The sequence below is a fragment of the uncultured Kriegella sp. genome, from assembly GCF_963975415.1.
GTDB lineage: Bacteria > Bacteroidota > Bacteroidia > Flavobacteriales > Flavobacteriaceae > Kriegella.
This window is the reverse complement of the sequence record NZ_CAXBGN010000015.1, coordinates 93780-109625: the sequence shown is the minus strand read 5'-3', so window position 1 is coordinate 109625 and position 15846 is coordinate 93780. Positions and strand designations below refer to the sequence as shown.

At 42.3% G+C, this 15846-nt stretch carries 13 protein-coding genes; 8 read left to right on the top strand and 5 right to left on the bottom strand.

The annotated features are described in order from the left end of the window. Nucleotides 1–57: 57 nt before the first annotated feature. From AACZ88_RS22060 to dnaE, 3 genes are all read right to left on the bottom strand, one after another. A complete protein-coding gene (locus AACZ88_RS22060) occupies nucleotides 58–987 on the bottom strand; it encodes a DUF58 domain-containing protein (protein WP_339715349.1) in 930 nt (309 codons plus the stop codon). A 189-nt stretch (nucleotides 988–1176) separates the two neighbouring features. Next, nucleotides 1177–1494, bottom strand: a complete 318-nt coding sequence (gene trxA / locus AACZ88_RS22055; RefSeq protein ID WP_339715346.1) for a thioredoxin — start codon at nucleotides 1492–1494, stop codon at nucleotides 1177–1179. A 180-nt stretch (nucleotides 1495–1674) separates the two neighbouring features. Then, nucleotides 1675–6111, bottom strand: a complete 4437-nt coding sequence (gene dnaE / locus AACZ88_RS22050) for a DNA polymerase III subunit alpha (RefSeq protein WP_339715343.1) — start codon at nucleotides 6109–6111, stop codon at nucleotides 1675–1677. 150 nt (nucleotides 6112–6261) lie between these two features. Between dnaE and AACZ88_RS22045 the strand changes: the two genes are divergently transcribed. From AACZ88_RS22045 to rimM, 3 genes are all read left to right on the top strand, one after another. Continuing rightward, on the top strand, nucleotides 6262–7683 hold the full coding sequence (locus AACZ88_RS22045) for a sulfatase (protein ID WP_339715340.1): 1422 nt from the start codon (nucleotides 6262–6264) through the stop codon (nucleotides 7681–7683). A 187-nt stretch (nucleotides 7684–7870) separates the two neighbouring features. After that, nucleotides 7871–8449: a 30S ribosomal protein S16 gene (locus AACZ88_RS22040; protein ID WP_339715337.1), complete on the top strand. Its 579-nt coding sequence runs from the start codon at nucleotides 7871–7873 to the stop codon at nucleotides 8447–8449. A gap of 15 nt (nucleotides 8450–8464) precedes the next feature. Further along, the gene (rimM, locus tag AACZ88_RS22035; RefSeq protein WP_339715334.1) at nucleotides 8465–8992 is read left to right on the top strand and encodes a ribosome maturation factor RimM; all 528 of its coding nucleotides are present in this window, start codon (nucleotides 8465–8467) and stop codon (nucleotides 8990–8992) included. A gap of 12 nt (nucleotides 8993–9004) precedes the next feature. On the opposite strand, the gene AACZ88_RS22030 is transcribed toward rimM, so the two are convergent. Continuing rightward, nucleotides 9005–10045, bottom strand: coding sequence for a sugar phosphate isomerase/epimerase (locus AACZ88_RS22030; RefSeq protein WP_339715331.1), 1041 nt, complete (start codon nucleotides 10043–10045; stop codon nucleotides 9005–9007). Nucleotides 10046–10233: 188 nt separating this feature from the next. Here AACZ88_RS22030 and AACZ88_RS22025 point away from each other — a divergent pair, with 188 nt between their 5' ends. Both AACZ88_RS22025 and AACZ88_RS22020 read left to right on the top strand, forming a co-directional pair. Then, nucleotides 10234–11667, top strand: coding sequence for a sulfatase (locus tag AACZ88_RS22025; RefSeq protein WP_339715328.1), 1434 nt, complete (start codon nucleotides 10234–10236; stop codon nucleotides 11665–11667). Between the two features lie 30 nt (nucleotides 11668–11697). Next, entirely contained in the window at nucleotides 11698–12411 is a 714-nt protein-coding gene (locus AACZ88_RS22020; protein WP_339715325.1) for a methyltransferase, read from the top strand. A 4-nt stretch (nucleotides 12412–12415) separates the two neighbouring features. Here the strand turns inward: AACZ88_RS22020 and AACZ88_RS22015 are convergent, their stop codons facing one another. Further along, the gene (locus AACZ88_RS22015) at nucleotides 12416–12916 is read right to left on the bottom strand and encodes a hypothetical protein (protein ID WP_339715322.1); all 501 of its coding nucleotides are present in this window, start codon (nucleotides 12914–12916) and stop codon (nucleotides 12416–12418) included. Between the two features lie 113 nt (nucleotides 12917–13029). Here AACZ88_RS22015 and AACZ88_RS22010 point away from each other — a divergent pair, with 113 nt between their 5' ends. The 3 genes from AACZ88_RS22010 (at nucleotide 13030) to AACZ88_RS22000 (ending at nucleotide 15807) form a co-directional block, all read left to right on the top strand. Further along, the gene (locus AACZ88_RS22010) at nucleotides 13030–14208 is read left to right on the top strand and encodes an acyl-CoA dehydrogenase family protein (protein ID WP_339715319.1); all 1179 of its coding nucleotides are present in this window, start codon (nucleotides 13030–13032) and stop codon (nucleotides 14206–14208) included. A gap of 119 nt (nucleotides 14209–14327) precedes the next feature. Further along, entirely contained in the window at nucleotides 14328–14705 is a 378-nt protein-coding gene (locus AACZ88_RS22005; protein WP_339715316.1) for a hypothetical protein, read from the top strand. A 295-nt stretch (nucleotides 14706–15000) separates the two neighbouring features. Continuing rightward, nucleotides 15001–15807: an MbnP family protein gene (locus tag AACZ88_RS22000; RefSeq protein WP_339715313.1), complete on the top strand. Its 807-nt coding sequence runs from the start codon at nucleotides 15001–15003 to the stop codon at nucleotides 15805–15807. The last annotated feature ends 39 nt before the right edge of the window (nucleotides 15808–15846 follow it).

The window sequence follows — 15846 nt, the reverse complement described above, 5'->3', positions numbered from 1 at the left end:
AATATACGTTGCTATTTGAATTCCACAAACATTTTTTTTTAAAATTTTGAATTCGCATCAAACAAATTTCTGACGCTCGACCATAAACGTGTTCAATACCCTATGAAAATGGGCTCTTACATCAATATCTACATATTTAATCTTATACTGTGCACATTTTAATTTTAAGGTCTCAAGTTGATCTTCAATGCTATTTTCGTAGGCATCTTTGACCGCATCGGAATATAGATCGATATGCTCACCAGTTTCTACGTCAAAAAAACGCTTGGGGGCATGGTCAAAGTTAAAATGCAACTCTGTATCCTTATCGAGCACATGAAATAATACAACCTCGTGCTTATTATATTTCAGATGACGGAGCGCATCAAATAATTTTCCATCATCGATATTGGCCTGAAACATATCGGTAAACAGAAAAATAAGGCTACGTCGTTTTATTTTCTCCGCTATTTGGTGCAAATAGGTGTAGGTTTCGGTCTGCTGTGCCGGTGTAGCATCTAAACTTATCTCACTTAGTTTCGCCATTAACATCTGTCGGTGCCGCTCACTACCTTTTTCAGGTGAATAATAGTGATATCCATCGGAATAGACACTGAGCCCAACGGCATCGCGTTGCCTCTTTAGCACATTCATCAAGGCAGCAATAGCCAACACACTAAAGCCGACCTTATTGAGATTGTCGATCGACAAATTCTTGATCTGCGGATAATACATCGAAGCGGAATTATCCAAAATCATATGACACCTTAAGTTCGTCTCCTCTTCATATCTTTTGGTATAAAGCTTATCGGTCTTCGCGAAAAGCTTCCAGTCAATGTGCTTGGTACTTTCACCAACATTATAGATTTTATGTTCAGCAAATTCAGCAGAAAATCCGTGAAACGGACTTTTATGAATGCCGCTAATAAACCCTTCGACCACTTGATTGGCCAAGAGTTCGAGATTTTGAAAAAGGGGGGCTTTATTTAATTCAGACTGAAGGTTCATACGAACAAAGATAGGAAAGTTGCCAGCGTAAAGTAACGAATTTAATTAGTGCCTCTAAATCGCTTCATTATAACACACATTTACATCCACTTTACCAAAACCTACAAATTAAAAAATCCCGCATTTAGCGGGATTTTTTATATTATCTACAGTTTTCTGTATTCTTTGTATTGAAATCGGACTTTTCTTCTATAAAGCCGCATCGATAGCGTCGGTATATACCTTTTTAGGAGATACACCAACTTGTCTATTTACGATTTCACCATCTTTAAAGACTAAAACCGTAGGAATATTTCGAACTCCGTATTTAGCAGCAAATTCTTGATTCGCATCAACATCTACCTTGCCAACTACAGCTTTACCTTCATACTCGCTACTTACCTCTTCAATGATGGGACCCACCATTCTACAAGGTCCGCACCAAGCTGCCCAAAAATCAACTACAACGGGTTTATCACTTTGTAAAACTACTTTATCGAAAGTAGCATCTGTTATTTCTAATGCCATCTTAATTACTTTTATTGATTATGCAAATTTAGTCAAATATTCCGCTACTTCCTTACGAACGTAAAATTCGTTTTCTCTATTGTACTATCACCTTAATTTATACAGTACCGAAAGCCTATTCACCGCTGGTCATCAAACCATCTACAACAAGAGTTATTTTAATTAAAATATTTCAAAGGTTCAATTCAACTTGTAATGTACATCATTCTCACTGAGCTGATGCAACAATTCACTGGAAATCTGAACTTTCTGCTTCCTACTCGATAAATTCACCTTTATTTCCTCTTCCATCTCGTAAATCACGAAATTCAAGGTATGATTCCCCTTATGTGAAACCAGTGTATCTTTCAAAGTATAAATATTCTTTTCCGCCAACTCGTCGATATTTAGCTTTATAGTCAACTTTTTCGCATAGGTCTCCATAACCTCTTGCAACAGCATAAAACTATTGTACTGCAACCTTGGGTCGCCTTTCTTCTCGGTCTCCCTGTTCAACCAACCTTCGCGCACGTAGACTTTGACATAGGCAAATGAATTGATCATAAGAAAATGACGAAACTTAAGGTATTCTTCCCCAAAGATGCGGAACTCGTATGAGTCGGAATAATCTTCCATGGTAAACAAGGCCCAACCTTTTCCATTCTTCGAAGTACGGTGCTGTACATCGGTAATAACCCCCGCAAACGAAAGTTCACGATTCACAACGCTTTCCAAGTTATTCAGAACAGCAAGGGATGCATTACAAAATGCTTTAATTTCTGTTCGGAAATCATCGAGAGGATGACCGGAAATGTAAATACCTACAACCTCCTTCTCCCGACGTAATTTTTCCATCGTACCCCATTCTTCACAAGGAGGAACTTCAGGTTCAGGAATTTGCACTTCACTGGCATCACCAAAAAGGCTTACCTGTGCAGAGTTCTCATTCTCTTGAAACTTTGCTCCATATTTAATTACTTTTTCTAAAAAAGTTACACCATCTCCTTCGTCATGAAAATATTGACCGCGATGTGCTGTTCCAAAAGAATCGAAGCCGCCAGCGACCGCCAGACTCTCAAATGCCTTTTTGTTGGATGCCCGTAGATCTATGCGCTTTGCCATATCGAAAACAGACTTAAACGGACCATCTTTTTTTCTATGCGCTACAATGGTTTCGACGGCGCCACGCCCCACACCTTTGATGGCGCCCATTCCAAATCGGACGGCGCCGGCATCGTTCACAGCGAATTTGTAATATGATTCGTTGACATCAGGCCCAAGAACATCAAGCCCCATACGCTTACACTCTTCCATAAAGAAGGTAACTTGCTTGATGTCATTCATATTGTTCGAAAGCACCGCAGCCATATATTCTGCGGGGTAGTGCGCTTTACAATAGGCGGTTTGATAAGCAATCCATGCGTAGCAAGTAGAATGTGACTTGTTAAAAGCATAAGCTGCAAAAGCCTCCCAATCTTTCCAGATTTTTTCCAACTTTTCTACCGCATGTCCCTTTGCCGAAGCCTGCTCGATGAACTTAGGCTTCATCTTATCAAGTACATGCTTCTGCTTTTTACCCATGGCCTTACGCAAAACATCAGCCTCACCTTTGGTAAAGTCCGCTAGTTTTTGCGAGAGGAGCATCACCTGCTCTTGATACACTGTGATTCCATAAGTCTCCGCTAGGTACTCCTCACAGGCATCAAGGTCATAGACAATCTCTTCCGTACCGTGTTTACGGGCGACGAAACTCGGTATATATTCCATGGGTCCCGGGCGATACAGGGCATTCATAGCAATAAGGTCGGCAAAAACCGTTGGTTTCAAAGACCGCATATGTTTCTGCATACCGGGAGATTCATATTGGAACACCCCGACCGTTTCACCTCGTTGAAACAGTTCGTATGTTTTTTCGTCGTCGAGCGGAAAATTCTCGGGATCCAACTCAATACCGTGTTTCGCCTTAACGATTTTAACCGTATCCTTGATTAGGGTCAATGTTTTCAACCCTAAGAAGTCCATTTTCAAGAGTCCGGCACTTTCCACCACCGAGTTATCAAACTGGGTGCAGTACATATCGGAATCTTTGGCAAGTGCAACCGGAACGAACTTGGTAATATCATCTGGAGTTATGATTACCCCACAGGCGTGAATGCCCGTATTACGAACAGACCCCTCTAAAATATAGGCCTGGTTTAGCGTTTCCGATTCAAGGCCTTCACCTTCCGAGATGTTCAGAAGCTCGTTTATTTTCTCAAGCTCTTCGCTATTGAACTTGCTCTTCAGCGTTTTTTCGTCGACCCCGATTATCTTTTTTAGCTTCGACATATTCGGAATCAATTTCGCCATACGGTCGGCATCGCCCAAAGGCAAATCCAATGCCCGTGCCGTATCGCGAATAGATGATTTGGCCGCCATGGTACCATAGGTAATAATCTGCGCCACCTGATTGGAGCCGTACTTATCGATCACATAGTCCATCACCCTGCCACGACCTTCATCATCAAAATCGATATCGATATCGGGCATACTCACACGATCCGGATTCAAGAAACGCTCAAAAAGCAGATCGTATTGAATTGGGTCTAAATTGGTAATCCATAAACAATAGGCAACTGCCGAACCAGCCGCTGAACCACGGCCCGGGCCCACTGAAACATCCATTTTTCGAGCAGCCCTAATAAAATCTTCAACAATCAAGAAATACCCGGGATAACCTGTTTTCTCGATTACCTTGAGCTCAAAATCCAATCGCTCGTCGATTTCCGGGGTAATCTCCCCATATCTTATTTTTGCGCCTTCATAGGTAATATGACGCAGGTATTTGTTTTCCCCGCGTTTGCCACCATCCAATTTATCTTCCTCGAACCGAAATTCCTCAGGAATATCGAACGCCGGTAATAGTACATCCCGCGCCAAAGTGAAGGTCTCTACCTTATCAACAATTTCCTGAATGTTTATGATGGCCTCTGGTATGTCTTTAAATAGCTCCTTCATTTCTTCGGAAGATTTAAAGTAGTACTCCTGATTAGGCAACCCGTAGCGATAACCACGACCACGACCTATGGGTGTAGCCTGTTTTTCCCCATCCTTAACGCACAAAAGAATATCGTGTGCATGCGCATTTTCCTTTTCGGCGTAATAAGTATTGTTGGTGGCGACCAGTTTTACGTTATGTTTTTGGGCAAACTGTATCAAAACCTGGTTCACACGTTCCTCGTCTTCTTGGCCGTGCCGCATGATTTCAATATATAAATCATCACCAAACGTTTCTTTCCACCAAAGCAATGCTTCTTCAGCTTGGTTTTCACCAACGTTCAATATCTTGCTAGGTACCTCACCGTACAAGTTACCGGTAAGTACGATGACATCTTCTTTATATTGTTCAACGATTTTTTTATCGATACGCGGCACATAATATTTACCGTCAACAAACGCAATGGATGACATTTTTGCCAGATTTAAATACCCCTTTTTACTTTTGGCGAGCATCACTATCTGATAACCGTTATCCTTTTGCGATTTGTTCGTATGGTCTTCACACACTTGAAACTCACAACCAATGATGGGTGTGATTTCCAATTCGGGCTCTGGCAACTCGTTTAAGGGCTCCTGCCCTTCTTCCAGGGTTCCGCTTTGGGTAGCCTCATAGCGTTTTAGATTCTCCTTGTTACGCGCCTCAACACCTTTGTTATGGTTGATGACGCCATTTACAAAATGAAAGGCCCCCATCATATTCGCATGGTCGGTCATTGCTACGGCGGGCATTTTCGCTTTTGCAGTAGCACCGATCAAATCGGCAACACTTATGGTTGATTGAAGAATCGAAAACTGGGTATGGTTATGTAAATGGGCGAAACTTACCGATTCGAGCGTTGCTAAATTTTCTTTTATCGCTTCATGGGAAACGCCACCTGTATCTTTTTCCCAAAGCGCATCGGCAATTTTCTTGGATGCTTTCTTGAGATTGATATGCTTTAGACCGATAAGTTCGATTTCTTGTGGATTGGCTTCCGAGAAGTTCTTAAAATAATCGGGTCGTACATCCAACTCTTCAACCGTGTATTGCTTCTTTCGAATCAATTCCAAGAAGCACCGGGTAGTTGCCTCTACATCGGCAGTCGCATTATGTGCTTCCCCAAAGGGTTCACCAAACAAATATTCATGCAGTTCCGTCAAAGTTGGAAGCTTGAACTTCCCCCCTCGACCTCCGGGAATTTGACACAACTGTGCCGTATGCTCTGTACATGTATCTAATACAGGAAGTTCTTGCAACGGGTTTTCGACACCCATGCGGTGAAACTCGGCCCCCATGATGTTCACATCAAAGCCAACATTCTGCCCAACGATAAATTTAGTTTTCGACATGGCTATATTAAACTTCTCTAGAACCTCTGAGAGCGAAACACCTTGCTGCTCCGCCAATTCAGTAGATATACCGTGAATCTGCTCTGCATCATACGGTATATTAAAGCCATCTGGGCGCACCAAATAATCTTGATGTTCGACACACCTTCCCATTTCATCATGTAACTGCCAAGCTATCTGAATACAACGTGGCCAGTTGTCGGTATCGGTAATAGGAGCATTCCAGTTTTTGGGCAGACCAGTAGTCTCGGTATCAAAGATCAGGTACATATATGGTATTTTTCCGTATAAAATTGTAGCCTATAAAAGTACTTAAATAGTCGGCGCTTTTAAAAGGTAGTTTTTAGGAGTTATTAACGGAACATGTTTTTCCCCATTCTCGATATAATACTTAAATTGAGCATCGAAAAAAAACTAAAAATGACAAAAAGAACATCCCTCCCAAGACTTTACTTGCTCGCTTTCCTTCTTTTATTAGGAAGCCATACCCATTCTTATGGTCAAAAAAATTCAAAAAGCACTCCCAATTTCGTAATCATTTTTGCTGACGACCTTGGCTATGGGGATCTTGGCACCTATGGACACCCTACCATTCGAACGCCTCATTTGGACCGAATGGCGTATGAAGGTCAAAAATGGACCAATTTCTACGTCGGTGCCAGTGTTTGCACTCCAAGTAGAGCAGCGCTACTGACAGGAAGATTACCCATTCGCAACGGTATGAGCAGTTCAAAATCGCGCGTCTTGTTCCCCAATAGCAAAAACGGATTGCCCGCAAATGAAGTCACCTTGGCAGAACAATTGAAAAAAGCAGGCTACAGTACTGCCTGCATTGGAAAATGGCACTTGGGACACAAAGAACAATATTTACCCACAAACAATGGTTTTGATTACTATTTCGGTATCCCGTATTCCAACGACATGGATCACGTAGGTAAAGGCAACTATAAAAAATTAGCTAAAGGAGGCCAAAAATCCATAATAAAGGAAGATTACAATGTGCCGCTCTTGAGAAACACAGAAGTTATTGAGCGGCCAGCTAATCAAAATACGATTACCAGAAGGTATTCTGATGAAGCCGTCTCCTTCATAAAAGAAAACAAAGACAAACCCTTCTTCGTCTATCTCGCCCATAACCTGCCTCATATTCCCCTTTTCGCATCCAAAGATTTTCTAGGAAAGAGCAAACGTGGTCTGTATGGTGATGTATTGGAAGAAATCGATAATGGTGTCGGTAAAATCATTGCAGCCTTAAAAGATGAGGGGCTAGCGGAAAACACCATTGTCGTCTTTACCTCCGATAACGGACCATGGCTCCCATTCAAGACCCATGGAGGCAGTGCAGGGCTTCTACGCGCAGGCAAAGGAAGCACGTGGGAAGGCGGTATGCGTGAGCCCGGTATTTTTTGGGGTCCCGGAAAAATAAAGCCCGGCGTAATCTCAGACTTGGGCTCGACTATGGATCTGTTCACGACTTTCAGCAACATGGCAGGGATACCCGTACCCGATGATCGTGTAGTCGATGGTGTCGACCTTAGCCCAACCCTCCTCGAACACGGGGCAAGTCCGCGAGAAAGCATACTCTATTATCGACAAAATGAACTATATGCCGTGCGGTTAGGTGACTTCAAGGCTCATTTCATTACGAATGGCGTTTACGGTCAGTTCGGAAAAAAAGAAATACACAATCCCCCTATTTTGTATAACCTCAGCGAAGACCCCTCCGAGCAATTTGATATTGCAGAAGACCACCCGGAAGTTTTAACCAAAATCAATGAGCTCGTGGCGGCACACAAATCGAAATTAATAAAAGGCAAAGACATGCTGGCGGAACGCGAGTAATCAGCCAACACCCATAAAATCAACCTTTTCTTTCTTGGCTCGCCCCCACAAACAACACTTAACTGCCTTTTATTCAACAATTCTAACAAACCTATTGTGCATTTCAAGAAATGCAGTATCTTTGCCGTCCTTAAAAAGGACAAAAGAATTAATAACAGGGGTCGGGCACCCCACAAATTAATGTGATATGCCAGTTAAAATTAGATTACAGAGACACGGAAAAAAGGGAAAACCATTCTATTGGGTAGTAGCAGCAGATTCGCGCTCAAAAAGAGATGGTAAATTTTTGGAGAAATTGGGCATCTATAACCCAAACACCAACCCGGCAACCATAGAACTTAATGTTGACAATTCCGTTCAATGGCTACAGAACGGGGCACAACCGACTGACACGGCAAGAGCTATTTTATCATATAAAGGCGTTTTATTGAAGCACCATTTATTAGGTGGGGTTCGCAAAGGCGCTTTGACCGAAGAACAAGTTGAAGAAAAATTCAATGCTTGGTTGGAGGAAAAAGGACAGGCCATAGCCGATAAAATTGGTGGATTGGACAAAGAGAAATCGGATGCAAAAGCCGCAGCATTAAAAGCTGAAAAAGCCGTGAATGAAAAACGTGCGCAAGCTGCTGCCGAAGCTGCGGCTCCAGAAGAAGCAGAAGCTGAACCCGTTCAGGAAACTGAAGCAGCTGCTCCAGAAGCTGACGTTAAGGAAGAAGCTGTTGCCGAAGCCAAATCAGAGGATAAAGACGCTGCGAAAGAAGCATAAAACAGTTCTGAAACGATGCAGAAGTCAGATTGTTTCTACCTCGGAAAAATCGTTTCAAAATATAGTTTTAAGGGCGAAGTTCTAGTGAAGCTAGATGCTGACGAACCCGAAATATACGAAAACATGGAATCAGTTTTTGTTTCAATACGAAACAATCTGATTCCATTTTTTATTGATAAATGTCGGTTGCACAAATCGGCACTTTTGCGAATTGATTTCGAAGAAGTGAAAGATGAAGATGCGGCAGACCGAATTATGGGGGCCGAACTTTATTTGCCCCTGACCGCCCTTCCGAAATTGGAGGGCAACAAATTTTACTTCCATGAAATTATTGGCTTTACCGTAAATGATGCCATTCACGGCGATATTGGTTTGATTACGGGAGTTAATGATACTACTTCCCAAGCTCTTTTTGAAGTAGAAAAAAACGGTAAGCAACTATTGATTCCCGTGACCGATGAAATTCTAACCAAAGTAGATCGGGCTACCAAAACAATTTTTGTCTCTACACCAGACGGTCTGGTCGACCTTTATCTAGGATGATATCAAAAAGCGTTATGACAATGCTTTTCGACAATATTCCAAACATTTTTGCACTTCGGCCACGGCATTCGAACCTTCGGGAATGTCATATTCCAATTCTACGGTTCCCGGAAATTTATACTTTTTATCACTTATCAGCTGAAGCGCTTCTTTGATAGGGGTATCACCCGTTCCCCATAGTACGTTTCCTTTTCCACGGGCAGGTGTTTGCCGGTCTTTTAAGTGCATACTTTTAATGCGATCGTGCTTTGTCTTGATAATGGCCAAAGGCGCTGAGTTTCCGGCAGCCACAAAATGCCCAAGGTCTAGATTCAACATATTGTATTTTGACTGCTCCAAGGCGGTGTCCCAAAAAGTAGGGGTCTGCTGTTCGTGACCATGATAACCGATACACATTTTATGTTTTTTTGCCATTGCGCCCAATCTTTTGGTCAAGGCATCGTCGCTAGGGTGTTCAACCGTAACATGGCTTGCCCCCAAAGCCTTACCCGCTCTCATGCCCCAATCAATATCGGCATCTGAATTATTCTTCCCAAAGGTGTTCCCGGGCTTAAAAGCGTATATACTTACTCCAGCATCTTTATACATTTTTCTGAGCTTGATAAATTTATCCATGGAGACCGTCTTCCGCCATAAGGCAACCTCTTTGTTGTAAGCTGTCATTTGGGTTTCTAGATCTGCAAGCTCTTTGCCCTCATCTTCCGTCAATTTTCCGCCTCGCTTTTTTCGAACCAATCCATAAAATGTACTTCGGTCAATCGGATTTTCAGGTCTCCCTGCAAAAGTTTCGGCAGGGGTGCCCATTAATTCTATGGCACTGATACCACTATCAAGTACATACTTTAAAGTTGCCTCAGCACTTTGATCGGGCATACTTCTGAACGAATAGGTAATCACACCGATTTGAACTCCATTGATCAAAGAGTTCGGTTTATTGTACGATTTCAATATAGACGGCGCTCCAAAAAGTGATGGCCCCACTAAAGCGGTACCCGCCATCAAAGTAGTCGATGACCCTATAAATTTTCGTCTTGTAATTTTGTTGTTCTTCATACCTAGTGTTCTTAGTTTACCTATCAAATTAATGGATTAATTTAAGAATTTTAAGGGAGCTTGACCAAAGTTTTTTAGTTTTATCATTGTAGGTTCCTCCCGACTTTCGCTACTTTTGACCGAAGATGGGGCTTCCCTTTTCAAAATGGCATTCATTTGCTGTCATAACATATAAAAAAAGTTAAACAATGTACCGATCCCTTCTTTACCTATTGGCCTTTACCTGTTTTATTTCCTGTAAATCAAAAACTGAAAATGTAGCTTCAAAGGTAGACCTACCGCCCAATATCGTCCTTATTTTTACCGATGACCAAGGCTACCAAGATATCGGTGTCTTCGGCTCTCCCAACATTCTGACCCCGAACATAGATCAGATGGCAAAAGACGGTGTAAAATTGACTAGTTATTATTCTGCCCAACCGATATGCTCTGCCTCAAGAGCCGGTATTATGACAGGATGCTATCCCAATCGAATTGGAATACACAACGCTTTGGGGCCTGGGAGCCCTGTAGGCATCAATGCCAATGAGACTACTATGGCCGAAATGTTAAAAGCCAAAGGCTATAAAACTGCAATTTATGGGAAATGGCATTTGGGCGATGACCAAAAGTTCTTGCCGACGCGACATGGCTTCGATGAATGGTTCGGCATCCCCTATTCCAATGATATGTGGCCACACCACCCGTGGCAAGGAACCGTCTTCAATTTTCTGCCACTTCCCTTATACGAAAATGAAACGGTAATTGATACGCTTGAAGACCAGTCACAGCTCACCACCCGACTCACCGAAAAAAGCGTCGATTTTATAAACCGGAATAAAGACAACCCCTTCTTCCTATATGTACCGCACCCTCAGCCACACGTACCCCTTTTCGTTTCAGACAAGTTTAAGGGAAAATCGGAACGTGGGCTCTATGGTGATGTTATTATGGAAATCGATTGGTCGGTCGGAAAAATTATCGAGGCCCTGCAAAAAAATGGATTAGAAGACAATACCATGATTATCTTTACCTCCGACAATGGACCATGGTTGGCCTACGGAAACCATGCTGGTAGCGCCCTACCCTTCCGCGAGGGCAAAGGAACTGCTTGGGAAGGTGCACAACGCGAACCTTTCGTCATCAAATATCCTGATAAACTCACCCCAAATCGCACTTTAGACACTCCGATAATGGCCATCGATCTTTTGCCCACAATCGCAGAAGTTACCGGAGCTCAACTTCCAAACCAAACCATCGATGGCGTAAGTGTATGGAAAGTGTTAACAGGGGAAAGCACGAAAAGCCCACAGGAAGCCTATTTCTTTTATTATCGTGTAAATGAACTTATGGGGGTTCGTTACGGAAAATGGAAGTTATATTTTCCCCATCGCTATCGCACCATGAATGGCCAAGAACCCGGAAAGGACGGTCTGCCCGGGGAATATCGAATGGTCGATATGACCGAAATTGAATTATATGACGTCACCCAAGATGTTTCAGAGATAAAAAATGTGGCTGCCCAGCATCCTGAGGTCGTTGAAAAAATTAAGAATCTTGCCGACGGAATGCGCGCTCAATTAGGTGATGCCCTAACAGACGTTATCGGGTCAGAAAATAGGGAGCCTGGAAAATTAGACTAATTTTCAATTTAGGATTATTTGATTCAGTTCATGAAAAACACTTTTCGCTTTAAACAATTCAGCCTCGATCAAGACCGCTGCGCCATGAAAGTTGGCACCGATGGTGTTCTGTTGGGGGCATGGACCTCTTTAGAAAAAGCCCCCCAAAGCATTTTGGATATTGGCACAGGAACCGGTCTTATCGCCCTTATGCTCGCGCAACGCAGCCCCTCGGAAACCATCGATGCCATAGAACTAGATGATAATGCCTTCGAGCAGTGTACCGAAAATTTTGAATCTTCCCCTTGGGGAGATCGCTTGTTCTGTTATCATGCCGGATTAGACGAATTTGTTGACGAGTGGGAAGACACTTATGACTTAATTGTTTCCAATCCTCCCTTTTATGTAGAGGATGTTTCAAGTGGGGATAAATCTCGAGATCAGGCGCGTCAAAACCAATCGCTACCTTTCGACGAACTTTTAAATGGAGTTTCGCGATTGCTTTCCCCAAAAGGAATTTTCGCCACAATTATTCCCTATAGACAAGAGGAAGCATTTCTTCAACTTGCTGCACAATGCAACCTTTTTCCCCAACGGATTACGAGAGTAAAAGGAAACCCTACCTCGGCAACCAAGCGCAGTTTACTCGAGTTCGCTTTCAATGACACCGACCCTAAAATCAAGGCACTTACCATTGAAATAAGGCGCCACGAATACACGCAGGAATACATCGATTTGACCAAAGATTTCTATTTAAAAATGTAACTTTTTAGTGTTTGGTAATCGTCAACTTTAGAAGCCAGTCCGACACGTTGTTTATGGAATGCTTTTTAGCATCAACAAAAGCAGAATCAATAGCAAACGTCGGCCCTGTACAAGGGCTAAAATCAACCACAGTTGCATAGACGGTCACAACATCGATTTTAGAATCGGTCGGCCTAAGACTGACATGGAATAAATTGCGGCCTTCGGAATAGGTATTTAAATGGATTGAATTCTTAGTTTCTTCATTGGTTTGGTCCACAACATCTCTAAAAATTTGGCCGTTATATTGCAAAGTAACTTCGTCAGGGTCATAAGTGCCGTTCTGAAATAGGTTGGTTCCATCAGCATCAACATATTCAAGAATTAGTTCTTGGTTTACAAATTCAGGAGAGGATTTTGATGTAAAACCATTGGATCTATCGCTCGCCGTTACACAATCTACCCCCCTATCCAGAGAGCAGGAAATGGACGATAACAAAATGCCGGCAATAAGGAATCTAATCATAGTTTTTCTCCAAAAATTACGGAATTCCACAGACACTTAATAATAAAAAATACTACATTATACGCGCAGAATGTTATATTTCTTTAATTATCTTTGAGTGAAAACATTCCATTATGAAGCCCGATTTGTTTGAAGCGCCCGACTACTATAATCTCGATGATCTGCTGTCAGAAGAACATAAATTAGTCCGCAATGCGGCCAGACAATGGGTCAAGCGCGATATTTCCCCCATTATTGAATCGTATGCCCAAAAGGCCGAGTTTCCTAAGCAAATTTTAGGTGGACTGGCCGAAATCGGTGCTTTCGGACCCTACATTCCAGAAGCCTATGGCGGAGCGGGTTTAGACCAAATAAGCTACGGACTTATCATGCAGGAAATCGAACGAGGTGATAGTGGGGTACGCTCTACCGCATCGGTGCAATCTTCTCTTGTAATGTATCCTATTTACACTTATGGTACCGAAGAACAACGTAAAAAATACCTCCCAAAATTGGCGACAGGGGAGCTTATGGGCTGTTTTGGTTTGACCGAACCCAATCACGGATCGAACCCCAGCGGTATGGAAACCAAGTTCAAAGATGCAGGGGACCACTATCTTCTAAACGGGGCCAAACTGTGGATTTCAAACTCCCCTTTCGCCGATATCGCCGTCATATGGGCAAAAAACGAAGAAGGTCGTATACACGGCCTTATCATTGAACGTGGAATGGAAGGCTTTACCACGCCAGAAACCCATAACAAATGGTCGTTACGGGCATCTGCCACCGGGGAGCTTATTTTTGATAATGTCAAAGTACCTAAAAAAAACCTATTATCTGGGAAAAGCGGACTGGGCGCACCTCTGGGTTGTTTAGATTCTGCACGATATGGAATTGCCTGGGGAGCTATCGGTGCTGCCATGGATTGTTACGATACAGCACTCAGATATGCAAAAGAAAGAATGCAATTCGGAAAACCCATTGCGGCATTTCAATTGCAACAAAAAAAGCTGGCCGAGATGATAACCGAAATTACGAAAGCCCAACTATTGGCATTTCGCTTAGGACAGTTAAAAAACGAAGGCAAAGCAACCACCCAGCAGATTTCCATGGCGAAACGCAACAATGTCGATATGGCACTAAAAATAGCCCGAGAGGCACGCCAAGTTTTAGGGGCCATGGGCATAACTGGCGACTATTCCATCATGCGCCATATGATGAATCTCGAAAGCGTGATTACCTACGAAGGCACACATGACATTCACCTATTGATTACAGGCGCCGATATTACAGGTATACCCGCTTTTAGTTAAACGGTGAACCACTTTAGCACATTGAAACACACTGCAAAGCGCTTACACTTTGTCGAGGATATTGTGATTTTCGATTATCTTTTGTTTCAAAGGAGAACAGGAAATCTTATCTTTGCCGCGTGAAACAATTAGTTATTCTTTTTGTAGCGTTTGTAATGTTGGTCAAGCCGCTTTGGCCCGTAGCAGAATACGTTATGAATTATGACTATATCAAAAATGTACTTTGCGAAAACAAAGATAAGCCGCAATTAAACTGTGATGGTAAGTGTTATCTCGCCAAACAGCTGGCAAAGGAGTCGCAGCAGAATCAAAAAAATCCGTTCGGCGAAAAACAGTCCAAAATAGAAATTCAGCATATAACTTTCTTTCAATCCTTGCCTCAAATTAATTTAGGATTGAACCTTTTAGAAATCAAAAAGACCAATTTCACTACTATTCAAGAATTGGTTTCAAACCTCTTCACTTCAGATATTCTGCAACCACCCGAATTGGTTTAATTCGATTTGCTACATCTTTAATCGTGCCACCAATTCTTGGTCATACACTGTTACGTGTAGCTTTCGACTTTTACACTATTCTGAAATATAAATAGGTTTATGTTATACTGCAATACACAGTTTAAGGTTTATTCGCTTGATATTCACTGAAACTTTGGTATAGAAAGCGCCCTAAATTCCTTCCCTATTTCAAAATAGTATTCCTTACAAATCCCATTTTAAAAAATAATTATAACCCTATTCAAAAATCATATAGGGTGGTCTTTACATAGCAACAATTTTAAATAATACACCAATGAAATATTACAACTTGGCCATCATGGCCCTACTCAGCTTTTTCCTAGTTTCTTGTTCCAGTGATGATGACGGCACGGACCATAGTGCTGAATTAACGGGGTCAGGGGAAGTTTCTATTACCTTCGACAATGGCTTTGCCGGCAACGACCTAGTTTTGGGAAGTGAAAACGCAGCAAACGCCAATGGAGAAACCCTAACGGTTACACGATTTTCATATATCGTCAGCAATTTCAGGTTGTTGAACAAAAGCGGTGAAACATATGTTTTTCCAAAAGATGAGAGTTATTTCATCATCAGCCAAGAAACAGACACTGAAGACGTGGAACTTCCTGAAATTCCTGCCGGGGAATATACCACTGTAGTCTTTGGTATAGGTGTTGACCAAGAGAAATACCTTCAAGGGGCAGAGGGGCAAGGTGATTTTGTAACCTTGGCAGAGGAAAACAATATGATGTGGTCTTGGCAAGCAGGCTACAAGTTTTTAAATTTTGAAGGCAACTTTACTTCGGAAACCGTTACCGACCCAACCGATTTTAAAATTCATATGGGAAGTCACGGATCTAGCCTCGACAACTACAAGGAAGTAACGCTTCAATTGCCATCAAATATTCTTGTAAGTGACGGCATGAATCCTAACATCCATTTAAAAATCGACGCGGGAAAAATATTAGTAGGTGCAACCAATTCAATTGAACTTTCCGAAAAAGCGGTAATTATGGTAGACGCTGAAAAATCACCCCAAATAGCGGTAAACATAACAGAAATGTTCTCAGTAGACCATGTTCACAATGCGAATGGTCATTAACAACACTAACCATTAGTTGCACTTGGCCGTCGGTCAGCT